Raw genomic sequence first — 20505 nt, forward strand, 5'->3', positions numbered from 1 at the left:
CATGCCCCCGTACACCCACCGGCCGGCCACCGTCCTGCTGACCGCCCTCGCCCCCGCCGCCTGGGGCACGACCTACGTCGTCACCAGTGAACTCCTCCCGCCCGGGCACCCGTTGTTCGCCGGCCTCATGCGCGCCCTGCCCGCCGGACTGCTCGGCCTGGCGCTCACCCGCGTCCTGCCGCGCGGGGACTGGTGGGGGAAGGCCGTCGTCCTCGGCGTGCTCAACATCGGCGGGATGCCCCTGCTGTTCGTGGCCGCCCAGCGGCTCCCCGGCGGTGTGGCCGCCACCCTCGGCGCCACCCAGCCGCTGCTGGTGGCCGCCCTGGCCGTCGCGGTGCTCCACGACCGGCCGACCGCCTGGCGCTGGGCCTGGGGCGTCCTCGGCGTGGCCGGCGTCGGACTCGTCGTCCTCGGGCCGCACGCCCGGCTGGACGCCGTAGGGGTGCTCGCCGGTCTCGGGCATACGGCGACCATGGCCGGCGGGGTCGTCCTCACCCGGCGCTGGGGCCGGCCGGCGGGGGTCGGACCGCTGACCATGGCCGGCTGGCAACTCACCGTCGGGGGACTGCTCCTGCTCCCGCCGACCCTGCTGTTCGAGGGGCTGCCCGAGCGGATCGACGCGGGTGCCGTCGGCGGCTACCTGTGGCTCGGCAGCATGGGCGGCCTGATCGCGTACACCCTCTGGTTCCGCGGCCTGGCCACCCTCCCGGTCGGCGCCTCGGCGCCCCTGGTGCTGCTCTCCCCGCTGGTCGCCACCGTCATCGGCACGGCCCGGGGCGAGTCCCTGACCCTGCCCCAGGGCTGCGGCTTCGCCCTGGCCCTGGCGGCACTGCTGGCCGCGCAACTCAACCCGCCGCGGACAACCCGGCTGCGGACAGGAGCCCCTCCCCGGACAGGAAACCCCGACCCGCCGCGGACAGGAGAACCCAACCCGCAGCGGACAGGGAGCCTCGACCCGCCCCGGACAGCCACCCCCAACCCGTCGCAGGCGAGAAGTCGCCGGCGAGAAGGAGAACGAACCCCATGAGCGCAGGCATGACGATCGCGGTCCTCGGCGCCGGCGGAACGGTCGGCAGCCGGGTCGTCGCCGAGGCCGTCGCACGCGGCCACCGGGTGCTGGCCCTGTCCCGGAAGCCGACGAGCGAGCACCCGGACGTGACACCCGTCCCGGTCGACGCGCGCGACCCGGACGCCGTGCGCGCGGCCCTCGCGGACTTCGGCGCGGACACCGTCGTGGTGAGCGTACGCACCGACCCGGTGGACGAGGACTTCCTGCTCGGCACCACCCGGACCGTCCTGGACGCGGCTGCGCGGCTGGGGGCGCGCGTCCTGGTGATAGGCGGGGCCGGTGCCCTGCGCAGCCCCGGTGCGCCCGGCCTGCTGGTCGCCGACGACCCGGCCCGCGTCCCGCCGCAGTGGCGGCCGGTCGCCGCCGCCGGGGTGGCCCAGCTCCGGACCTGCCGGGCCCACGCCCACACCGACTGGGTCTACCTCAGCCCCCCGGCCCTTCTCGAACCCGGCGTCCGCACCGCCCGCTACCGGCGCGGCACCGACACCCTGCTCACCACGGCCGACGGCCGGTCCTGGATCAGCACGGAGGACCTGGCCGTGGCCGCCCTGGACGAGTTGGAGAACCCGGGCGACGAGCGGCACATCACGGTCGTCCACGCGGGGGAGGAGTGAGGTCTTCGCCGTCTCTCCCGGGACGGCCGCCGCGATGCCGGCGGTGGCCGGGCGGAGGGCGGTGGCGCCGTCGGCGGCGGGAACGGGTGTGAGGTCCTCGTCGGCGAGGCCGCGGCGCAGCACGTCACGCAGGGCGTGATCGTCCTCGACGACCAGGGTCTTCCGGTTCACGGTCCTCCGTGGGCCTGGTCGCCGAGGCGGTCGCGTCGGTGAGCAGGGATGCGGGAAGCCAGTGGGCGGCCGCGCACAGGCACACGCCCAGCCACCCGGCGGCGAACAGCCAGCCGCCGACGACGTCCGTGAACCAGTGGACGCCCAGGTAGACCCGGGTGAGCCCGACCAGCAGGCCCCAGCCGCACACCACGATGCGCAGGGCTGTGCCGCCGCGCGGGGCGCGCAGGGTGAGGGCGACGATCAGCAGGCCGGCGGTCAGAGCGGCCGTGGTGGCGTGGCCCGAGGGGAAGGCCCAGCCGCTCGCGTGGGTGGCCCAGTCGCTTCGGAGCGGACGCGGCCGGTGAACCAGTTCCATCACCCCGTACCGCAGGAGCTGGCCCAGGCCGAGGCAGGCGAGGCCGACGGCGGCGGCGAGCAGCCGGGTCCGTGGCGTGCGCCCGGTGAGGGCGCCGGCCACCACGGTGAGCAGGTAGGGAACCAGGCCGGTGCCGGTGGCGGTGATCCCCCGGGCCAGCGCCACGGCCTCCGCCGGGCGATGGGTGACCGACCGGGTGAGGAACCTGTCGTCCAGCCAGAGCGGTGTGCCGGCCCGGCCGGAGACGACCAGTGCCAGGACGGTGAACGCCGCCCACGCGCCCAGGCCCACGCTGCCCGCCAGATCAGCGGCGTCCCTGCGGTTCATGAGGCCGACAGCAGCACGCGCAGGGGAGGGGCCGTCGCAAGGCGCCCGGCCAGTGTCGCGGACCGGGCGTGCAGCAACGACATCGATCCGAGCGCCACGACCGCACCCACGACCACTCCGGCCAGTACGTCGTGCGGGTAGTGCACGCCGACCCAGACCCGGGAGGCGGCCATCGCGACCGCGGCCAGGCAGGCGAGCGCGCCCAGCCGGCGGGAGACGAACAGCAGTGCCACGGCGGCCGCGGCGGCGATCGCCGCGTGGTTGCTGGGAAACGACCAGTCGCCGTGGGCCGGGCATGCTTCCAGGGTGCGCACCCGCAGGGTCTGGCAGGGCCGGTCCTCGCGGACGAGCGTCTTCAGTACGTCGTTCACCAGGTACGCCACGACCACGACCACCGGAACGGCCAGCGCGGTCAGCGCCTCCGGGGCCCCCGTGCGCCGGGCACGCCACCAGGCCAGGACCATGAGAAGGGCGAACAGCGCCAGGCCGTAGGCGGACCATGCCTCGATCGTCGTGTCGAGCGGGCCGGGCGAGTGCCGGGCCAGGTCCACGACGTACCGGTACGCGGAGCCGTCGATCGACGCACCGCCGGACGCGGGATTCATCCGCGTACCTCCTCGGTCCGGGCGCGCCGGCGGCCGCGGTACACCTCGGCGGCGAGCGGGATCAGCGACACGAGCACGATCAGGGCGACCAGCGGCAGCAGGTAGCGGTCCACGTTCGGGACCGAGGAGCCCAGCGCGTAGCCCGCCAGGGTCAGGCCGAGGCTCCACACCAGGCCGCCGGCGATCTGCCAGACGGTGAACACCCGGGCGGGCACGCCCAGCGCCCCCGCGAGCGGGTTGAGCACGGTGCGCACCACGGGGACGAACCTCGCCAGGACGATCGCCTTCGCGTGCCCGTAGCGCGCGAGCAGTTCCTCGGCCTTGCCGGCCCCCTCCCGCAGGCGTGCCGAGCGGCTGCGCGCGAGCAGCGTGCCGCCCGCGCGGCGCCCGATCAGGTAGCCGCACTGCGCACCGGCCAGCGCACCCAGCGCCGCCGCGGCCAGCAGAGGCCCGAGCGAGAGGCGCACGCCGTGCTGCCCGGTGCCGGTGCACAGCAGACCCGCCGTGAAGAGCAGGGAGTCGCCCGGCAGGAAGAAGCCGATCAGCAGCCCCGTCTCGGCGAACATCACCACGCCGACGCCGAGCACGCCGAACGCGGCCAGCAGCGACTGGGCGTCGAGAGGATTCACCGCGAGCTGCGACGATAGAACCACGGCTGTGGTCATCGCATGAGTCCTTTCCGTGCGGGCCACTGGACGGCGCGCCCGACCGTCTACAATTCCGTAGACGGTCTACGACACTGTAGACGATCGCGGGGTGAGGATCGTTCCCATGAGCGCGGAGAAGGACGAACGCCGGTCTGCGGGCGAGCTGGAGGCCGCGGTGATGGCGGCACTGTGGGCGGCGGGCACACCACTGACCCCGGCCCAGGTCCAGACGGAACTCGCCTCCGGTCTGGCCCGCACGACCGTGACGACGATCCTTTCGAGACTGCACGAGAAGGGCACACTGGAACGGCAGCGGCAGGGCCGCGGCTACGCCTACCGCCCCGTGCAGGACCCGCACGGCCTCACCGCCCTGCGCATGCACAGCGAACTCGACCGCGGCAGCGACCGGGAGACGGTGCTGGCCCGCTTCGTCGCCCAGCTCAACCCGGACGACGAGGGGGTCCTGCGCCGGCTGCTGAGGGAGAACCCATGAGGGTCGCCCTGCTGCTGATCCCGCTGCTCCTGCCCTGGGCGGCACCCGCGCCGGCCCGCAGGGTCCTCGACCGCTGCCCGCCCGGGGCCGCACTGTGGACCCTCACCGTCTCGGCGCTGCTGCTCGCGGCAGGCACCGTCGCGGCGCTCGGCACGCTCGCGCTGACCGGACTGCTCAGGATCCCGGCTCTCGCCGCGCTGGGCGAACTGGTGCACCCGCTGTCGACATCCTCCGCGCGCCTGGCGCTGCCGTTGGCCGCTCTGGCCGCCGGCCTGCTGGCTCTCGCCGCGTTCACCCTGATCCGCACAGTGCTGCGGCAGGCCGCCGGGCTGCGCAGCGCGCGCTCCGAGGCCGGGCGCCGCCCCCCGGCGGGCGACCTGTGCGTGGTCGACTCGCCGCGCCCCGACGCGTACGCCCTGCCCGGCCGTCCGCACCGCATCGTCGTCACCACCGCCATGCTGCGCAGCCTGGACGCGCGTGAACGGGAGGCGCTCTTCGCGCACGAGCGCGCCCACAACGCGGGTGGGCACCACTACTTCCTGGCGGCGGCCGAAGTGGCCGCGCACTGCCACCCGGCCCTGCGGCCGGTCCGCGACGCCGTCCGGATGGCCGCCGAACGCGCCGCCGACGAGGCCGCCGCGAGCGCTGTCGGCGACCGCCGCCTCACCGCGCGTGCCATCGCCCGCGCCGCCCTCGCCGCGCATGCGGCGGACGCCCCCCGCCCCGCGGTGACCCCGGCGGCCACGTCCGGCCCGGTACCGCGCCGCGTGGCCGCACTCCTGTCGCCCGCCGCGCGGCGGGCACGCGGCGCCTCGTGGGCCGTCGCGCTGCTGACCACCTGCGCGCTGCTGTCCTGCGCCACCGCCGCGACCGGTGCGATCGCCGTCCACCAGGACATCGAGATCGCCCAGGGCGACACGGCCGGCACCTGAGCGAACGCCGTCGGACGGCACGCTCCGGCCCGGCCATGCTCCGAACCGCCTGCCGCGCGGACCGGCGCCAGAAGCCCCCTCCCGGCACATGGCGAGGGCGGGGTACGAAAACCCCGCCCGCTACCCGAGAAACACCGGCTCAGGGCCAGACCAAGCAGTACGGCTGATGCCCCGCCTCATGCAGCCGATGGCTGAAGTCCTGCCATTCGTGCAGCGATTGGGAGCGGCGGGTCGCTGACCTGGGGGTTCGCACGGAAAATGGTGCTGACCTGGGATAACTCCTCTCCGTAGTTCTCACAGGTCAACACCGTTTCCCGGGCTCATGTGCCCTGGATGTGCCCTGGTGGCTTTTCACCAGAGGGCACCCTGCTCGGCTGAAGGACCGGCAGAGGGACTCGTTGCAGCCGCGCTTACTCGGGTCTTGGTGTTGATGGCGCGCGGTTCCGTCGTCACGGCGCCCGACTCACGCAGCTGCCGGACGGCCGTAATCACTTGGGCGGGCCGGTAGACGGTCTCCAAGAGCGTGTAGCGCTGGAGTTCCGGGACAGTTCGCCCCTTGGGCGCTTCGGATATGAAGTCATGCAGGATCCGTCGTAGCGGAGCCGTATCCGGTTCGAACACGAGATCCAGCATCTGCTGTTCGGTGTCCCTGGGGTCGCGGTAGCGGATGCCGTAGGAGGGGTCCACCTTCCACATGGCGTCCTTCATCTTCTCCAGTCCTCGTTCGTGCTGGGTGCCGAAGATCAGGTAGAGCTTCCTGCCGCCCTCGTCGACCATCTCGAAGTACAGCGTGTGTGTGAAACCGGCCTGGCGCAGTGTGGCTCGGTATTGCTCGCGCAGGAAGGTGAACTTGTGCGAGGAGGGCTGCCGGAATACGTCTTGCCACTCCTGGCTGCCGAAGGCTTCGTCGCCGAGTTGTCGGTGGCCGTCGTGTCTCTCGGCGAACCGGGTGAGGAAGGCAGGTTCGAAGGTGACCATGACTTCGGTGCTTCGGTAGCGACCGAGTTCATGCAGGAGCGAGTACGGGATGTCGGGCCCACCGAAGCTGTCCAGGAGAACGAAGAGGGGCTTGCCCAGCCTGCCGGTGCGCTGCAGCTTCCTCAGAAGGGCCGGGTGGAAGTCTCCCTGCTCGATGTCGACCGACAGACGTGCAGTGATGCCTTCCCTGTGCCTCGACTGAGCGAGGGCCATCTGGCGCTGCAATTCTTCTACCCGTCGGGGGTCTTCTTCCATGAGGACCAGCCGCACGCGCTTCGGGGAACGATGCAGAGCGCGGGCGAAGACCTCATAGGCGACGACGGGAGATCCGGGCTCCCCCTGCTTGTAGACGCCGGCCCCCGCGAACCCTTCCGCGTATGTGATCACGTCGTGCCGCGACAGCAGAATCGGCGCCCACGCTTCCAGATACTGCTTGAGTAAGTCGTGTTTGGCGGCCGTGTGCGGATCGCGTTCCCACACGGCATCCTTCGGTACGGCCATGACCGCTCCCCCTACTCCCGTACGGCCCCACTGGGGAGAGGGTCACACACCGTTGCCATATGTCACCAGAGCGCGTACGGGGTTCGTTGGAGATTGGTCGCTACTGCACTGCTTCCACGCGCAGCCGGGGCGGCATCTGGTCCCACGTGATGCCGGCGAGCTCACGGCCTCCGGACTTCGGTGTGCGGCCACCCCACTGCTTGAAGAAGAACGGCACGTCGGCTTCGTTGCAGGCATCGCGGATCTCGACCAGCCATTCCTCTTGCGCGGGGCGGTGCTGGGGGCCGGATTCTCCACCTGCGATCACCCAGCCGACGCCGTCCAGGCGCAAGCCTGTCAGAGGGCCGAGCAGTGGTTCACAGGACAAGAAGCGCACTGAGGCTGGCACCTGACGCAGATCGTCAATGCGACCCAGGTGATCCGCGTTCTCGACGGAGACGCCCATCCAGAGGTTGGGCGGCCAGTCGAGTCGGCCCGCCAGTCGCCGGAGTCTGCGGGCCCTCTTTGTCAGGAGTTGATAGGTGTGCTGTGGGGTGTCGGCGATTACGTGGAAGACCTGCTGTACGAAGTCCAAGGGCACCTTGGCGTGAAACAGGTCGCTCATTGAGTTGACGAAGACCATGCGGGGGGTCTTCCACTGGCGTGGGATGGCCAGCGTGTCCGGATGGAGGGTGAGGGCGAAGCCGGGACCGGATGTCCTGGGGTCACCGTCGGCTTGATACTTGGCCACCCCCATCGCCTTGAGGCGTCTGGATAACGTCAGGGCGTAGCAGTTGTCGCACCCGGGGGAGATGCGATCGCAACCAGTGGTGGGATTCCAGGTCGCCTCAGTCCACTCGATGGTGCTGCGATCGCCCATGGGTCCCCTCCCGTAGCAGTAGGGCAAGGGCCACCAGCGCTTGCCCACTCTGCGCTCCGACTGCGCTGCCTAACGAGCGACGTACCGAACTGGCACGCGATCACACCCATCCTTCACGTCGAACGCGTGTTCTGTGAAGGGGGTGCACCAGGCGGGTGTCGAGGTGATGTGGCCGATCTCGCTGGGTGTCCCCCTGTGTCCGCCGGCTCAAGACTGCTGCGCTGGCGGATCGGTTGGTCGCTGCCCGCAGTAGGTAGGTAATTTTCGACGGCGGTGGTCTATCCGGAGCCGGTCGCATCGGCGGCGCCGTTGCCCGTCGCGGATGTCACGCCTCCTGCTGGGCGTCGACCTCGGCGATCAGCGCCTCGACCCGCTTCCTGATCTCGTCGCGGATCGGGCGGACGGCCTCGACGCCCTTGCCGGCGGGGTCCTCCAGGGTCCAGTCGAGGTACTTCTTGCCGGGGAAGACCGGGCAGGCGTCGCCGCAGCCCATGGTGATGACGTAGTCGGACGCCTGGACGGCCTCGGTCGTGAGGAGCTTGGGCTGCTGGTCGGCGATGTCGATGCCGGCCTCCCGCATCGCTTCGACCGCGGCCGGGTTGACCCGGTCCGCGGGGACGGAGCCGGCGGAGCGGACCTCGATCCGGTCGCCCGCGAGGTGGGAGAGGAAGCCGGCGGCCATCTGCGAACGCCCGGCGTTGTGGATGCAGACGAACAGCACGGAGGCGAGCGGGCTGGAGGGCATCGGTTCTTCCTTCGTCAGTGGATCAGCCCAGGCTGGTATCAGCCAGGAATGATGTGAAAGTATCAGTCCATGCTGACGTCAGTCGACACTGATCTGTTGCGGGTTCTCGCGGATCCGCTCCGCCTCCAGATCGTCACCCTGCTCGCCAAGGAGACGCTCTGCACGACGCACCTGATCGAGGAGACGGGGGCCAAGCAGACCAACCTCTCCAACCATCTGAAGGTGCTGCGCGAGGCGGGGGTCGTGGAGACGGAGCCGTGCGGCCGGTTCACCTACTACCGGCTCAAGCCCGACGTCATCGCCTCGCTTGCCGGTCAGTTCGCCGACCTCGCGGAGACCGCGCGTGCCACCGCCGAGAACGACATGAAGCGGTCCTGCCCCTGATCACCCGCCTTGACGGCGACCTGCACCGAGGAGTTCCTGTTGACCGCCACCGAGGCCACCCAGCACGGCAGAACAGGGCAATCCCCCATAGCCCCCGCCGCCGAGCCGCAGCCCGCTCCGGGCGCGACCCCGCCCCGGCGTCCTCCGCTGCTCGCCAAGGCCGCCGCCGAACTCGTCGGCACGGCGGCGCTCGTCGCGATCGTGGTCGGCTCCGGCATCCAGGCCACGGAACTGACCAAGGACGTGGGGCTGCAGCTGCTCGCCAACTCCACGGCCACCGTCTTCGGGCTCGGCGTCCTGATCACCCTGTTCGGCCCGGTCTCCGGTGCGCACTTCAACCCGGCCGTCACCCTGGCCGAGTGGTGGACGGCCCGGCGCGGAGGCCCCGGCGTCACGTTGCGCGAGGCGGCGGCATACGTCCCCGCTCAGATCGCCGGTGCGATCACGGGCTCGGTCCTGGCCGACGCGATGTTCGGCGAACCGCTCGTGAAGTGGTCCACCCACGACCGATCGGCCGGCCACCTGCTGCTGGGCGAGGTCGTCGCGACCGCCGGCCTGATCCTGCTGATCTTCGGCCTGGCCCGCACCGACCGCCTCCGCTTCGCGCCCGTGGCCGTGGCTTCGTACATCGGTGCGGCGTACTGGTTCACCTCGTCCACGTCCTTCGCGAACCCGGCGGTGACCATCGGCCGCGCCTTCACCGACACCTTCGCCGGCATCGCCCCCGCGTCGGTCGCGGGGTTCATCGGCATGCAGCTCGTCGGAGTCGTGGTCGGACTCGCGCTGGTGGCGCTCGTCTTCATGTCCGGCCGGGAAGCCGCCGAATGACGCGGACAGCTCCGGTTGTGGTGATCGCCGGTGGCCAGTCCGGGCTTGCCGCCGGCTATCACCTTCGCCCGCTGGGCGTCGCGCGCCGAGGCGGACGCGATCATCTGGTGCACCGGCTTCCGGCCGGCGCTGTCCCACCTGGCACCGCTCCGGCTGGGATCGCCACGGTCACATCGCCGTCTAAGGCACGCGTGCGGTGAGCGAGCCGCGCCTGCACCTGCTCGGTTACGGCGACTGGACCGGCCCGGCCTCGGCCACGCTGATCGGGGTCGGGCGGCCGGCTCGGGAAGCCGCTCGTGAAATCGCTGCCTCGCTCGGGTAGGCGCCAAGTCGCCAAGATCAGGGAATTCGCTGCGTGCGCTCCTGGGCGGGGCATCTAATAGGGCGATGGAGCAAGCAAGACCCACTGCGGCCGGGAACGACCACCTGCCTGAGCTGACTCTCGTGGTGGAAACGGCCCTTGGTGTGTTCGTGCGGCCTGTGCCGGCAGCGCTTCCCCTCCCGGAAGGTGTCGACCAGGGGACCGGAGCGGAGATGGCGGCTCATCGAGCAGCGGCCACGTGGGCTCCCTGACTTCGTCTGCCACTCCGCAATCAAGCGTGTCTCTTCGGGGCAGCGGGAGTTGGGCGACCGGATGCTCCTGACCGGCAGCCGGGGCGCTGTCATTCAGGTCAAAAGCCGGGAGGGCGCCCACAAGGACGATGCCAGTGAGCGGAACTGGCTGCGGAACAGGGGCGCCAAAGCTGCGCGCCAGGCGAAGGGGACTGTGCGTAGCCTGCGTTCCGCCCCGGCCGATTTCGAGAACGGACGCGGCCAGACTCTCACCGTCGACGGCAACGACTACGAGTGGATCGGCGTCGTCGTGCTCGACCACGACCGCATACCCGATGACACCATCGTTGACTGCGCGCTGCCCGGCCTGCCCTGCGTGGCGCTGGTTCGACGGGACTGGGACTTCCTGTTCAATCAGCTACGTTCGACCACCGCGGTGGTCAACTACCTCTTCCGCGTGGCCGACATGGACCCGGTGGCTCTCGGGGACGAACCGGTGCGCTATTACGACCTCGCTGCAGCGGACGCCGACGCGCCTCCCGGAGAGATACGCCCTGAAGTCGCTGAACTCGGCGGGGTCCGCTTCTCCGTACCACAGCTTCCGCAGGCACCGGTGGGGTCCGATCGCGCGCACCGGGTTATGCGCATCATCCTCGAAGACATCGCCATCAGCCCGCTCGGCCAACACATGAGCGAAGCCGACCGCTTGCTCCTACTCTCCGAGGTCGACGAGCTGCCGGTAGGCGCCCGCGCCGAGTGGGGCCAGCTGCTGCTCGACATGCTGCGCGATGTGCGTCAGGTTCCCCCCGGGCACTGCAAATGGCGCTGGCGCCGCTCCATCGCTCCATCCGGCACCCGACAGCTGATCTTCGGGTGCGCCACACGCTTCGGCCCCGATATCCAGGCGGCCTTTCCGTCGTATGTCCTGCTGCGCCATCACGAGCTGCACCAGCAGACGGGCCTGGCGGATCAGACGGCGACGCTCGGTGTGTTGCTTACTCCCCGTACTGACGGGACGCGCCCATGGGACACCACCCTGCTGCGCACGCAAGGAGACAACCAGCTCACACCGGAAGAGGTGAAGCAGTATTCGGCGCTCTGGAACCCGCAGGGCACCGATGTCCCCAGCACGTGAGCGGATTGGTCAGTCGATGACCGGACTACGGCGCTCGACCAGGACAACGTCGCGCCAGTGGCCGTGGTGGCGCCCGATGCGCTCGCGGGTGCCGATGACGCGGAAGCCGGCCCGCAGGTGCAGGGCGATGCTGGGGATGTTCTCGGGGAAGATGCCGGACTGGATGGTCCAGATCCCGGCCGCCTCGGTGGAGTCGATCAGTGCCTTGAGCAAGGTGGAAGCCACGCCGCGACCGCGGGCGTCGGGCTGGACGTACACGGAGTGCTCGACGACACCGGAGTAGGCGCAGCGGTCGGAGACCGCCGTGGCGGCCACCCAGCCGAGCACGACCTCACGCTCGTCCAGGGCGACGAAGCGGTGCCTGGGCAGCTTCGCGGCGTCGAACGCCGGCCAGGTCGGGGCAGCCGTCTCGAAGGTGGCGCTGCCCTCGTCGATTCCGGCCTGGTAGATCGCCAGGACCTCGTCGGCATGCGCGGGGGCCAACGGCGCGACGGTCACGCTGGTCAGGCTGCTCACGGTGTACTCCCCGGTCGAGGTCAGGCCGCAGCCGGCGCGATGGTCAGCAGCTTGCCCATCGCGGCCAGCACGGAGGGCTCGACCCGGTAGTACACCCAGGTGCCGCGCCGCTCGGAGGTCAGCAGACCGGCCTCCTTGAGCTTCTTCAGGTGGTGGGAGACGGTCGGCTGGGAGACGCCCACGTCGGAGATGTCGCACACGCACGCCTCCCCGCCCTCGTGCGAGGCCACCGCGGAGAAGAGCCGCAGCCGCACCGGGTCGCCCAGCGCCTTGAACATCCGCGCGGCCGTCTCGGCCTCGTCCGCCGTGAAAGGGCGCTCGGTGAGCGGCGGGCAGCACGGCGCCACGGCGTCGGAGTCGGGCTCGACCAGCGGCAGCACCTTGGTATTCGACATACATCTATGTTGACACATGTCGAACCAGGCGGGCGAGGGGTCTCAGTCAACGAGCGAGAGCGGTGGGGAACGCACTTCGATAAATGTCTATGTTGACGCTTGTCGAATCAGGTGCCATGCTGGCCGCACAAGCCATCGACAAACGTCGAAGCAAAGGGGACACCGTGAACGCGCCCGCCACCCACCAGCTGCCCGTCGTCGTCATCGGCGCAGGCCCCGTCGGCCTCGCTGCCGCCGCCCACCTCGTCGAGCGCGGTCTCGAACCGCTGGTCCTTGAGGCGGGCCCCTCCGCGGGCACCGCCGTGCGCGACTGGGCGCACGTGCGGCTGTTCTCCCCGTGGGCCGAGGTCACCGACCCGGCCGCCGAGAAGCTTCTCGCCCCCACCGGCTGGGTCCGCCCCGACGGCGGCACCTACCCCACCGGCGGTGACTGGGCCGAGCAGTACCTGCAGCCGCTCGCCGACGTCCTCGGGGACAAGATCCGCTACGGCGCCACCGTGACCGGCGTCGCCCGCGCCGGCCGCGACCGCATCGTCGACGCCGACCGCGACGAGCAGCCCTTCACTGTGCACATCGAGCTGGCCGACGGCCGTGAAGAGCGGATCAGCGCGCGAGCCGTCATCGACGCCTCCGGCACCTGGTCCATCCCCAGTCCCATCGGCGCCGACGGCCTGCCCGCCCTCGGCGAGAAGGCGGCGGCCGACCGCATCTCCTACCGCGTCCCAGACCTACGGGACCCGTTGGTCCGCGCCCGGTACGCGGGCAGGCGCACCGCGGTCGTCGGCTCCGGCGCCTCCGCCTTCACCGCGCTGGCCTCCCTCGCCGACCTGGCCGAGGAGGAGCCCGGCACGCACGCGGCATGGGTCCTGCGGCGCGGCATCGGCGCGAACACCTTCGGCGGCGGCGAGGCTGATCAGCTCCCCGCCCGGGGCGCCCTGGGCCTGCGTGCCAAGGTGGCCGTCGAGGCCGGCCACGCGAGCGCGGTGACCGGCTTCCGTACACAGGCTGTGGAACGGGACGGTGACCGGCTGGTCCTGGTCGCCGAGGACGGCCGCCACCTCGACCCGGTCGACGAGGTCGTCGTGCTGACCGGCTTCCGTCCCGACCTGTCGTTCCTGTCCGAGGTCCGCCTCGGCCTCGACGAACGCCTCCAGACCCCGACCGCGCTGGCCCCGCTGATCGACCCGAACGTCCACTCCTGTGGCACCGTCTACCCGCACGGCGTCAACGAGCTCGCCCACCCCGAGCAGGACCTCTACCTGGTCGGCATGAAGTCTTACGGCCGAGCGCCCACGTTCCTCGCGCTCACCGGCTACGAGCAGGTCCGCTCCATCGCCGCCGCGCTCGCCGGCGACCGCGACGCCGCCGAGCGCGTCGAGCTGACCCTGCCGGAGACCGGCGTGTGCGGCGGCGCCGGCCTCTACGACGCCCCCGACACGGCCGCCCAGGGTGGCGAAGGCGGCGGCTGCTGCGGCGCCCCGTCCACCCTCCAGATCGACGTCGTCACGCCGGCCGCCACCTCCGGCGGCTGCTGAACTCCTCACCCATCCAAGGAGATACGCCATGTCCCGCGTACAGCTCGCCCTCCGCGTCCCCGACCTCAACGCCTCCGTCGCCTTCTACAGCAAGCTGTTCGGCACCGAACCCGCCAAGCTCCGCGACGGCTACGCCAACTTCGCCATCACCGAGCCCCCGCTCAAGCTCGTCCTCATCGAAGGCACCGCCGAAGAGGCCACCCGGCTGGACCACCTCGGCGTCGAGGTCGAATCCACCGAGTCCGTCCATGCCGCCACCACCCGCCTGAGCGAGGCCGGCCTGACCACCACCGAGGAAGCAGACACCACCTGCTGCTACGCCCTCCAGGACAAGGTCTGGGTGCACGGCCCCGGCCAGGAGCCCTGGGAGGTGTACGTCGTCAAGGCCGACGCCGACACTCTCACCAAGCAGCAGGGCAGCAGCTGCTGCACCGACCCGGGCGCCGCAGACACAAAGGAACCTGTCGCTGCGGGGGGCTGATGCTGATCAGGCCCATGACCAACCTCCACACCAGCGGGGCCGTGACCGGTACGGGGGACCGGTCACGGCCGCGCGGCGCCCTGCCGGCCCTCTGCCTCACTCGCGTGCGCTGGGCGGTGGAGCCGCGCCGTACGTCTGGATCGGCTGTTGCCGTGAGCGTTCCCTGCCGGTAGGTGAGCGGCGAGGCGTCTTAGATACTCGACGGCGCCACTGGGAGGAATTCACCCAGTGCATGATGCTGTGAACGCGATGGCATCCGGCTGCACTTGCCTCGAACGAGAGCCGCCCAGTCAGTCCCAACCGTCCAGCGACACCTGGGGCCCGTCGGCCAGATAGCGATGAAGGGCGCTGGCGGTGGTCTCCACGAACTCCTCGGGGATGGCGTCGGTGTCGACCCAGCGGACCTGGGCGTGCTTGCGAGGTTCGCGATTCTCCGGCTCGCCGGACCACTCGTGGGCGACGAAGACGACCGTGAGGAAGCCGTTGGGAGCTTCCACGCCCCAGGCGCCGTGGATGATGTGGGCGACCTTCAGCGCTTCCGGCTTGACGGTCAGACCGGTCTCTTCGTACAGCTCGCGGACTGCCGTCGCGGTGATCGGCTCGCCGGGCTCGCTCTTGCCGACGGGGAGGTCCCACATGCCCTTGGCGAATTTGGCCTGGTCGCTGCGCTGGAGGAGGACCACGCGGTTGGTGGCCTCGTCGTGGACGATGACGGCGGCGACCAGCAGAGTCATGGATTCCAGAGCGGGCTTGAGCGCCTTGGTCTGGTCGTCGGTTGTCGGCTGAGCCACGGGGGTCCCTTCGTCGGCCGGGTTGGTGGGCATGTTAGGCGAGCGCCTCCCGCGCGCGCCGGGCCAGTTCGGCGGCGCCGGGTACTTTGCGCCGCTGGTAGACCGCCAGGGTTGATCGGATGGAGGTGATGGCCTTGCGAGTGCGGTCGGAGGTCATTCCGTCCATCAGCGTGAGGGCCTCGCTCCAGGCGGCGACCGCCTCATCGGCGCGGGCCTGGGCGGCGAGGCTGTCGCCGAGGTCGGCGTAGGTGAGGGCGTGGACGCGCTTGTACTTCACGGGGTCCCAGCGGATGAGCGCGTCACGGTGCTGTTGCTCCGTTCCGACGTGATCGGCGAGGTCGGTGAGGGTGCGAGCCGTGTGGCTGGCGACGGTGCCGGCGGCCGGACCGCTGACGAGGGAGAAGCTGGGCTGGGGTCCGTCGTCGCGGAGCAGAGCGTCTTCAGCTGCCAGCAGGGCGCGCACCGCTGCGGGTTTCTCATTGAGGTCTTTCAGCGCTGCCGCTCCAGAGTGAGGACGGCCGCGGAGATTGACGACATTCGATTCGGACTGCACCGGGATCGACGGAAGATCCGCCACGACTTCAGTCGTGCGACGCCGCGCTCGACCGGCGCCCGCGCCGTGGACAGCGCCCGGTTGACGGTTTGCTGGGTTGGTGTGAGGTCGCGGTTCGGAGCGCGTCTTAGAGGTGTCGTCACCCACGGCCCGGCCCCCATGTAGGCGCGGTCGGCCAGGATGGGGATGCCCTGGCGTTCGCAGATCCGGATGATCCGGTGGGTGCGTGCCGCAGTGAGATCGTGTGCGCGGCCGGGCAGCGTCGGCGAGATCCACAGCAGACGCCCGACCGGATCGGTCACCACCTGCACGTTGACCCCGTGCCGGCGGTGCTTGTGGGAGAAGTCGGCCCGGCTGTCGCCGACCCGGTCGCACTCCGCGAGGGTGCCGTCGAGCAGGACGTAGTCCGGGTCGGCTTCGCGCAGGGCACGCAGCAGGCCGGGGGCACGGTCAGCGAGCAGGTCGATGACCGCTGTCGTGTAGGCGTGGGCGGTGCCGACCGAGATGCCGAACCCTGCGGCGAGTTGGGCAAGGGTGTCGTGCCGGCGCAGGTACGCCAGGCCGACCAGGGCACGCTGGTGCGGTGGGAGCTTGCAACGACGGTCACCCTCGCGGGTGACGATGAGCATGGTGACCCACTCGACCAGGGCGTGAGGCAGGTCGAGTGCGGCAGAATACGGAACCAACGCGGCTCCTGTGCCTGTGGGTTGAGACTTCGAACACCTCCCCCAACGGCACGGGAGCCTCGTGCGTTGCGCGCATCGATCCCGTCACTCGATCAGTGGCCCCGCTGAAAGACCTCATTGACTGCGGCGAAGGCGCGAGCGTGGGTGATGTGGAGCAGGGCCTCGGTCTGACCGTCTACGCGGCCGAGTCCACGGCTGAGGGCACCTTCGATCAGGTCGACGCAGTGGTGGGGCTGTTTGAGGCTGAGGGCCTGGTGTGCGAGGGCGCGCATCATCCAGGCAGGCGGCGTGACCATGCGGATCGGCTTCGCAGGCGAGCTGGTAGCCGACCTGGTAGTAGCGCTGGGCGGCGCCCTCCTGGCCGAGGTCGTGGTGTTTCCAGCCCGCGAGGTAGGCCAGCTCGGCGACGGCGCCGAAGGCGGCCCGGCGCAAGGCTTCTGAGGCGAAACGGGCACGCAGCATCGGAGCGGCGGTGTCGGCGAGGTAGGCGGTGACGGTGGTCAACCCGTGGCCGCCACCCAGGCGTTCGTCGGCCGCGCTGAACACGGCGGTGATCTGGCGGACCACGTCGACATCCTCCGCTCCTACCAGGGCCCTGCCGGTGCGAGCGCGGAGCATCCGGGACGCGGCCTCGTGGTCGTAGGCCAAGGGCATGGCCACGCCTGCGGTCGTGAAGGCGGCAACGGCGAGGAAGCGGCGCCGTTCCATGTCGGCACGGCCCAGGTCGGTGACCGTGACCACAGGATCAGGGTCGTCAGGGACGGCGACCTCGGGGTCGCGCAGGCCGATCTCGGTGAGGGTGACGGGGCGGCCGGCCCGGCGGGAGAGGGCCTCCGCCAGGTAACGGCCGGTCCGTCCGGTGGGCTGACGGGTGCCGTTGACCCAGTGGGAGATCGCCGACTTGTTGGTGTGGATAATCTCGCCGTTCTCCGCGGCGATCCGGCGCACGTCCTTGGCCAGCGCGTCATACGTGCAGCCGATCGCGTGGATGGCCTCGCGTAAACGGACATGGGGTTTGTTGGGTGCCGCCATGACCTCCTCCGTCCTGGGGGCTGTAAACCGCGTATACCGCTTGGCCTCGCCCACACCGTACCCACTGTGCGTGACGGCGTGTTCACTAAACATCAGTCGCCCGGCCCGGTCCGACACTGTGACCAGGCTCCCCCTTCGGCCGGGCGGCTCCCCGAAGTTCCGTACGCCCGCTCCGGGTTCGGGCATTCCTGTGCCCGCATCCGGCCGATCAGAGACGGAGACATGGTGACCACCATCGACACCACGGCCATCACGGTCGAGCTGCCCGAGACGTTCGACGAGCGCTGGAGCCGCCTGCCGGGCATCCAGGTCGACGGCCGGCGTATCACGATCGACCCGGCCGAGTACTTCTTCCGCTTCGAGTCCAACACCTGGCTCGTCGCCGACTGGGAGCTGGTCAAGTCCCAGCTCCTGGACGCGCAGGAGACCACCGAGAGCGCGGTGGAGCAGCTCGCGCTGGACTTCATCAAGGCCCATGGCGAGTCCACCTCGGACGCCGCCCGGGTGCTGTCCACCGCCTACGAGGTGTACGCCTACCTGTTCCGCGACGACCACCTCGACGGGCTCGGCCTGCCGCAGATCACCGCCGACCACCTGCGGATGCTGCGCGAGGCGGCCACGCTCATGGCACTCAACAAGGTCGAGCTCGACGGGCACATCTCCAACGTCGGCCCGTGCTGGTTCTTCCCCGCCGCCACCTCGGTCGTCTTCGACCTGGACGACGAGATGGGCGGGATGCTCGACGAGGTCTACCACGGCGGCTGGTTCAACGAGCACCGCCGCATCGAGTCCATCAAGGCCCACGCCGCCCTCGGCGGACGTCTGGTGCACGGCTGCCAGTCCGTGCCGGACCAGTCCGGCGGCGTCGTCGCGCCCTACGGTGCCTCGATGGCCAACTTCCGCGATGACCTGGCCGCCTTCAAGACCGGCTGGATCGAGCAGGTCTACGCCCAGCGCGTGACCCCTGCCGCGTAACGCCCAGCAGCAAGGCTCCGGGGCGGGCAGGTCCGCTCGCCCGCCCCGGATGCCGTCACGACCGTAATGGAGTCCCCGTGAACGACAACCTCACCACCGATCTCCTCGCCAACCTGTGCATCGTCGCGAACCAGACCGCCGCCAAGCGCGAGGAGGTGAGGGTGTGGTCGATGTCCGGCGTCGAACGCGTGACCTTCCCCGACGGCAGCACGCGGATCTTCAAGTACGCCAAGAGGCCCTTCGACAGCGAGGACCAGGCCCTACGACTGGCCGACACCCTCGGCACCCCCGTCCCGAAGGTCTACCACTCGGTCCGGATCGAGGGCTGGCTCGGCATGCTCCTGGACGACCTCGGCACCCCCATCCGAGAAGCGAATGACCTCGATGGTGCCGCCGCGGCCGTGGTTCTCCACCGCACGCGCACGGCCGGCGCGCTGCCCGTAATGCACGAGGAAGGGCTACGGGCCCTGCCCAGCCACGCCCTGGACCACCTCGACCAGCTCCGCAAGGCCGACCGGTGGCAGGACACCGGCGACATTGAGCAGGCCCTCAACCAGATCGCCCAGGCCGCCGACGCCCGCGCGCAGGGAACCACCCTGGCCCCGTTCGGCTGGGTGCACTCCGAGTTCCACCCCACCAGCCTCCACATCGGCCGACGCGGCTGGCGCCTGCTCGACTTCGCCCGCGCCTTCACCGGACCCGGACTGCTCGACCTCTCCAGCTGGCACGGCACCCTCGACGATCCCGACCCCGTCCGCCTGCGCGTCTTCCTGGAGTCCTACGTCACCGAAGGCGGCACCCCGGACGTACTCGCCGAGCGGGGCGGCCTGCCCGCCGAGAAGTGGGCGCTGGGCTGGCACCGCATGTGGGCCGTCGAGTGGTTCATGGAGCAGTCCATCCGCTGGATCAACGACCCCGCCACCGACCCCACCTACATCAAGGTCGTCCGCCGACACCTCACCGACGCCCTCCAGCTCCTGGAGGTGTAGGTGCTCGCCCAAGCCTCCCCCTGGTACGCCCACGCCCTCCAGCGCACGGCCGCCGGTCCGGCCGAACCACTCGCCCCACCCGCCCGGATGGAGTGGACTACACGGCCAGGCATCGGCCCCGGAGCCGAGATCCTCGGCCCTGACCTGCGCCGCAAGCGCGTGGTCGAACTTGGCTGCGGCCCCGGACACAACGCCGCATGCCTCGCCACCCGGCACGCGGCCCACGTCACCGGCGTCGACCTGGTCGGTCTGCAAGTCCGCAGGGCCCGCTCACATTACGGACGGCTGAACAACCTCACCTTCGTCGCCGGACACGCCCTGCACTATCTGCAGGCCGCCGACGAGCAGTTCGACGCGGTCTACTCCGTCTTCGGCGCCATCGGCCTCGTCGCCCCCGAACTCCTGCTCCCCGCCGTCGCCAACCGCCTCAAGCCCGGCTGCAGCCTGGTCTTCTCCGTCCCCCACCCACAGCGCGGCGGCCGGGTCCCCGCTGCCGACGACCGACCCCGCCGCGACTACGTCACGCTGCCGGACGGCACCCGCCTGCCCGTCGCTCGCTGGGACTTCGATGCCAGTCGCTGGGAGAAACACCTCGACCGCGCGGGCCTGTGGCTCACCTCCGTCCAGGACTTCCACGACCCCCGAAAGGGCCGCTGGCCCGCCACCCTGCTGATCACCGCACGCAAGCTCTGACACCTGCCCCGGCTTCCGCGGAGGAACCGATGCGTCCCTACCTGCTCATCGACATCGACGGCGTCCTCATACCCTTCCCCGACGCGGACGGCACCACCCCCGCCACCCATGCCCGCCACGAGGTCGTACCCACAGGCCGCAGTGCCGACGACCTGGTCACCATTTGGCTCAACCCCGCACACGGTCCCGCGCTCATGGACCTGATCCGTACCGGCCTCCTCACACCCGTCTGGTGCACCAGTTGGCGCCAGGATGCGACGACCCTGATCGGCCCCCTTCTCGGCCTCCCGCCACTACCGCACGTCGACTTGCCACGCCCCGACATCACCACCAGCCACCCCCACGGCTACCTGTGGAAGCGCGACCACGTCGACGCCTGGCTGGGCGACGCGCCCGCTGTGTGGATCGACGACGACTTCACCAGCCTCGACCACGAATGGTCAGCGGAGCGTGTCGCCCGCGGGTTGCCGACTCTCCTGATCCAGCCCAATCCCCGAGAGGGTGTCCAACCGGAGCACTTTGCGGAGGTCTCGGCATGGGCTACGGAGGTGTCCACGCTCCGGGGAAGCGAGTCCTCGCCGGGTGCAGGCCGAACTCGACGAGTCGCCCTGAAGGCCCCTCCAGGCACATGACGAGGGCGAGTCCGGAGACCCCGCCCACT

General features: G+C 70.6%; 23 protein-coding genes and 4 pseudogenes. 14 read left to right on the top strand and 13 right to left on the bottom strand.

The features are described from left to right. The first annotated feature begins 1 nt into the window (after position 1). Both IEZ20_RS13305 and IEZ20_RS13310 read left to right on the top strand, forming a co-directional pair. Positions 2 to 1027 (top strand): EamA family transporter, encoded by a 1026-nt coding sequence (locus tag IEZ20_RS13305; protein WP_189297919.1) that lies wholly within the window; start codon positions 2 to 4, stop codon positions 1025 to 1027. After that, entirely contained in the window at positions 1024 to 1683 is a 660-nt protein-coding gene (locus IEZ20_RS13310; protein ID WP_229896053.1) for an NAD(P)-dependent oxidoreductase, read from the top strand. The genes IEZ20_RS13305 and IEZ20_RS13310 overlap by 4 nt, the downstream gene beginning before the upstream one ends. On the opposite strand, the pseudogene IEZ20_RS39655 reads toward IEZ20_RS13310, so the two are convergent. The 4 genes and pseudogenes from IEZ20_RS39655 to IEZ20_RS13325 all read right to left on the bottom strand — a co-directional run. Next, positions 1651 to 1854 (bottom strand): annotated as a pseudogene (locus IEZ20_RS39655) (DNA-binding response regulator); the annotation flags it as partial. The gene IEZ20_RS13310 and the pseudogene IEZ20_RS39655 sit on opposite strands and share 33 nt — an antisense overlap. Continuing rightward, a complete protein-coding gene (locus IEZ20_RS13315; RefSeq protein ID WP_189297921.1) occupies positions 1808 to 2539 on the bottom strand; it encodes a phosphatase PAP2 family protein in 732 nt (243 codons plus the stop codon). The gene IEZ20_RS13315 and the pseudogene IEZ20_RS39655, both read right to left, overlap by 47 nt. After that, positions 2536 to 3144 (bottom strand): phosphatase PAP2 family protein, encoded by a 609-nt coding sequence (locus IEZ20_RS13320; RefSeq protein ID WP_189297923.1) that lies wholly within the window; start codon positions 3142 to 3144, stop codon positions 2536 to 2538. Before IEZ20_RS13320 ends, IEZ20_RS13315 begins: the two co-directional genes overlap by 4 nt. Further along, positions 3141 to 3809, bottom strand: coding sequence for a DedA family protein (locus IEZ20_RS13325; RefSeq protein WP_189297925.1), 669 nt, complete (start codon positions 3807 to 3809; stop codon positions 3141 to 3143). The genes IEZ20_RS13320 and IEZ20_RS13325 overlap by 4 nt, the downstream gene beginning before the upstream one ends. 106 nt (positions 3810 to 3915) lie before the next feature. Between IEZ20_RS13325 and IEZ20_RS13330 the strand changes: the two genes are divergently transcribed. Continuing rightward, positions 3916 to 4284, top strand: a complete 369-nt coding sequence (locus tag IEZ20_RS13330; protein WP_189297927.1) for a BlaI/MecI/CopY family transcriptional regulator — start codon at positions 3916 to 3918, stop codon at positions 4282 to 4284. After that, entirely contained in the window at positions 4281 to 5216 is a 936-nt protein-coding gene (locus IEZ20_RS13335; RefSeq protein WP_189297929.1) for a M48 family metalloprotease, read from the top strand. Before IEZ20_RS13330 ends, IEZ20_RS13335 begins: the two co-directional genes overlap by 4 nt. Positions 5217 to 5567: 351 nt before the next feature. Here IEZ20_RS13335 and IEZ20_RS13340 read toward each other — a convergent pair whose 3' ends face one another. From IEZ20_RS13340 to IEZ20_RS13350, 3 genes are all read right to left on the bottom strand, one after another. Then, positions 5568 to 6695 carry a three-Cys-motif partner protein TcmP gene (locus IEZ20_RS13340; RefSeq protein WP_189297932.1) on the bottom strand — a complete coding sequence of 376 codons (1128 nt, stop codon included), beginning with the start codon at positions 6693 to 6695 and terminating at the stop codon, positions 5568 to 5570. A 100-nt stretch (positions 6696 to 6795) separates the two neighbouring features. Then, positions 6796 to 7554: a DUF5131 family protein gene (locus IEZ20_RS13345; RefSeq protein WP_189297934.1), complete on the bottom strand. Its 759-nt coding sequence runs from the start codon at positions 7552 to 7554 to the stop codon at positions 6796 to 6798. 325 nt (positions 7555 to 7879) lie between these two features. Beyond that, positions 7880 to 8299: an arsenate reductase ArsC gene (locus IEZ20_RS13350; RefSeq protein ID WP_071383462.1), complete on the bottom strand. Its 420-nt coding sequence runs from the start codon at positions 8297 to 8299 to the stop codon at positions 7880 to 7882. Between the two features lie 69 nt (positions 8300 to 8368). On the opposite strand from IEZ20_RS13350, the gene IEZ20_RS13355 reads away from it, so the two are divergent. From IEZ20_RS13355 to IEZ20_RS13365, 4 genes and pseudogenes are all read left to right on the top strand, one after another. After that, positions 8369 to 8683 (top strand): ArsR/SmtB family transcription factor, encoded by a 315-nt coding sequence (locus IEZ20_RS13355; protein WP_071383461.1) that lies wholly within the window; start codon positions 8369 to 8371, stop codon positions 8681 to 8683. 39 nt (positions 8684 to 8722) lie between these two features. Further along, entirely contained in the window at positions 8723 to 9511 is a 789-nt protein-coding gene (locus IEZ20_RS13360; RefSeq protein WP_189297936.1) for an aquaporin, read from the top strand. Positions 9512 to 9583: 72 nt separating this feature from the next. Further along, positions 9584 to 9833, top strand: a pseudogene (locus IEZ20_RS39660) (pyridine nucleotide-disulfide oxidoreductase); the annotation flags it as partial. 312 nt (positions 9834 to 10145) lie between these two features. Then, positions 10146 to 11198 (top strand): hypothetical protein, encoded by a 1053-nt coding sequence (locus IEZ20_RS13365; RefSeq protein ID WP_189297938.1) that lies wholly within the window; start codon positions 10146 to 10148, stop codon positions 11196 to 11198. Between the two features lie 9 nt (positions 11199 to 11207). Here IEZ20_RS13365 and IEZ20_RS13370 read toward each other — a convergent pair whose 3' ends face one another. Both IEZ20_RS13370 and IEZ20_RS13375 read right to left on the bottom strand, forming a co-directional pair. Next, a complete protein-coding gene (locus IEZ20_RS13370; RefSeq protein ID WP_107471266.1) occupies positions 11208 to 11705 on the bottom strand; it encodes a GNAT family N-acetyltransferase in 498 nt (165 codons plus the stop codon). 29 nt (positions 11706 to 11734) lie between these two features. Beyond that, on the bottom strand, positions 11735 to 12109 hold the full coding sequence (locus IEZ20_RS13375; RefSeq protein ID WP_071383458.1) for an ArsR/SmtB family transcription factor: 375 nt from the start codon (positions 12107 to 12109) through the stop codon (positions 11735 to 11737). 164 nt (positions 12110 to 12273) lie between these two features. Between IEZ20_RS13375 and IEZ20_RS13380 the strand changes: the two genes are divergently transcribed. Then, positions 12274 to 13644, top strand: coding sequence for an FAD-dependent oxidoreductase (locus IEZ20_RS13380; protein ID WP_189297940.1), 1371 nt, complete (start codon positions 12274 to 12276; stop codon positions 13642 to 13644). Between the two features lie 28 nt (positions 13645 to 13672). Next, the gene (locus IEZ20_RS13385; protein ID WP_189297942.1) at positions 13673 to 14125 is read left to right on the top strand and encodes an ArsI/CadI family heavy metal resistance metalloenzyme; all 453 of its coding nucleotides are present in this window, start codon (positions 13673 to 13675) and stop codon (positions 14123 to 14125) included. A 290-nt stretch (positions 14126 to 14415) separates the two neighbouring features. Here IEZ20_RS13385 and IEZ20_RS13390 read toward each other — a convergent pair whose 3' ends face one another. The 4 genes and pseudogenes from IEZ20_RS13390 to IEZ20_RS13405 all read right to left on the bottom strand — a co-directional run. Beyond that, positions 14416 to 14949: an NUDIX domain-containing protein gene (locus IEZ20_RS13390; RefSeq protein ID WP_189297944.1), complete on the bottom strand. Its 534-nt coding sequence runs from the start codon at positions 14947 to 14949 to the stop codon at positions 14416 to 14418. 1 nt (position 14950) lies between these two features. Next, positions 14951 to 15385, bottom strand: a pseudogene (locus tag IEZ20_RS13395) (NsdA family TPR-like regulatory protein); the annotation flags it as partial. Positions 15386 to 15405: 20 nt separating this feature from the next. Further along, positions 15406 to 16155: a transposase family protein gene (locus tag IEZ20_RS13400; RefSeq protein ID WP_189297946.1), complete on the bottom strand. Its 750-nt coding sequence runs from the start codon at positions 16153 to 16155 to the stop codon at positions 15406 to 15408. A gap of 113 nt (positions 16156 to 16268) precedes the next feature. Next, positions 16269 to 17187 (bottom strand): annotated as a pseudogene (locus IEZ20_RS13405) (helix-turn-helix domain-containing protein); the annotation flags it as partial. 225 nt (positions 17188 to 17412) lie between these two features. Here IEZ20_RS13405 and IEZ20_RS13410 point away from each other — a divergent pair. From IEZ20_RS13410 to IEZ20_RS13425, 4 genes are all read left to right on the top strand, one after another. Further along, on the top strand, positions 17413 to 18162 hold the full coding sequence (locus IEZ20_RS13410) for a hypothetical protein (RefSeq protein WP_189298517.1): 750 nt from the start codon (positions 17413 to 17415) through the stop codon (positions 18160 to 18162). Between the two features lie 77 nt (positions 18163 to 18239). After that, positions 18240 to 19151: a phosphotransferase family protein gene (locus IEZ20_RS13415; RefSeq protein WP_189297948.1), complete on the top strand. Its 912-nt coding sequence runs from the start codon at positions 18240 to 18242 to the stop codon at positions 19149 to 19151. After that, complete coding sequence (locus tag IEZ20_RS13420) at positions 19152 to 19844, top strand: class I SAM-dependent methyltransferase (RefSeq protein WP_189297949.1); 693 nt, start codon at positions 19152 to 19154, stop codon at positions 19842 to 19844. Positions 19845 to 19873: 29 nt separating this feature from the next. Then, positions 19874 to 20476: a hypothetical protein gene (locus tag IEZ20_RS13425; RefSeq protein ID WP_189297951.1), complete on the top strand. Its 603-nt coding sequence runs from the start codon at positions 19874 to 19876 to the stop codon at positions 20474 to 20476. Positions 20477 to 20505 lie beyond the last annotated feature (29 nt).

Source organism: Streptomyces cinerochromogenes (assembly GCF_014648635.1).
In the GTDB taxonomy this organism is placed as follows: domain Bacteria; phylum Actinomycetota; class Actinomycetes; order Streptomycetales; family Streptomycetaceae; genus Streptomyces; species Streptomyces cinerochromogenes.

What these genes read in the sequence shown, in the direction of transcription:
- IEZ20_RS13305 (WP_189297919.1), top strand. Translation starts at nt 2, where the DNA reads ATGCCCCCGTACACCCACCGGCCGGCCACCGTCCTGCTGACCGCCCTC.
- IEZ20_RS13310 (WP_229896053.1), top strand. Translation starts at nt 1,024, where the DNA reads ATGAGCGCAGGCATGACGATCGCGGTCCTCGGCGCCGGCGGAACGGTC.
- IEZ20_RS13315 (WP_189297921.1), bottom strand. Translation starts at nt 2,539, where the DNA reads ATGAACCGCAGGGACGCCGCTGATCTGGCGGGCAGCGTGGGCCTGGGC.
- IEZ20_RS13320 (WP_189297923.1), bottom strand. Translation starts at nt 3,144, where the DNA reads ATGAATCCCGCGTCCGGCGGTGCGTCGATCGACGGCTCCGCGTACCGG.
- IEZ20_RS13325 (WP_189297925.1), bottom strand. Translation starts at nt 3,809, where the DNA reads ATGACCACAGCCGTGGTTCTATCGTCGCAGCTCGCGGTGAATCCTCTC.
- IEZ20_RS13330 (WP_189297927.1), top strand. Translation starts at nt 3,916, where the DNA reads ATGAGCGCGGAGAAGGACGAACGCCGGTCTGCGGGCGAGCTGGAGGCC.
- IEZ20_RS13335 (WP_189297929.1), top strand. Translation starts at nt 4,281, where the DNA reads ATGAGGGTCGCCCTGCTGCTGATCCCGCTGCTCCTGCCCTGGGCGGCA.
- IEZ20_RS13340 (WP_189297932.1), bottom strand. Translation starts at nt 6,695, where the DNA reads ATGGCCGTACCGAAGGATGCCGTGTGGGAACGCGATCCGCACACGGCC.
- IEZ20_RS13345 (WP_189297934.1), bottom strand. Translation starts at nt 7,554, where the DNA reads ATGGGCGATCGCAGCACCATCGAGTGGACTGAGGCGACCTGGAATCCC.
- IEZ20_RS13350 (WP_071383462.1), bottom strand. Translation starts at nt 8,299, where the DNA reads ATGCCCTCCAGCCCGCTCGCCTCCGTGCTGTTCGTCTGCATCCACAAC.
- IEZ20_RS13355 (WP_071383461.1), top strand. Translation starts at nt 8,369, where the DNA reads ATGCTGACGTCAGTCGACACTGATCTGTTGCGGGTTCTCGCGGATCCG.
- IEZ20_RS13365 (WP_189297938.1), top strand. Translation starts at nt 10,146, where the DNA reads ATGCTCCTGACCGGCAGCCGGGGCGCTGTCATTCAGGTCAAAAGCCGG.
- IEZ20_RS13375 (WP_071383458.1), bottom strand. Translation starts at nt 12,109, where the DNA reads ATGTCGAATACCAAGGTGCTGCCGCTGGTCGAGCCCGACTCCGACGCC.
- IEZ20_RS13385 (WP_189297942.1), top strand. Translation starts at nt 13,673, where the DNA reads ATGTCCCGCGTACAGCTCGCCCTCCGCGTCCCCGACCTCAACGCCTCC.
- IEZ20_RS13390 (WP_189297944.1), bottom strand. Translation starts at nt 14,949, where the DNA reads ATGCCCACCAACCCGGCCGACGAAGGGACCCCCGTGGCTCAGCCGACA.
- IEZ20_RS13425 (WP_189297951.1), top strand. Translation starts at nt 19,874, where the DNA reads ATGCGTCCCTACCTGCTCATCGACATCGACGGCGTCCTCATACCCTTC.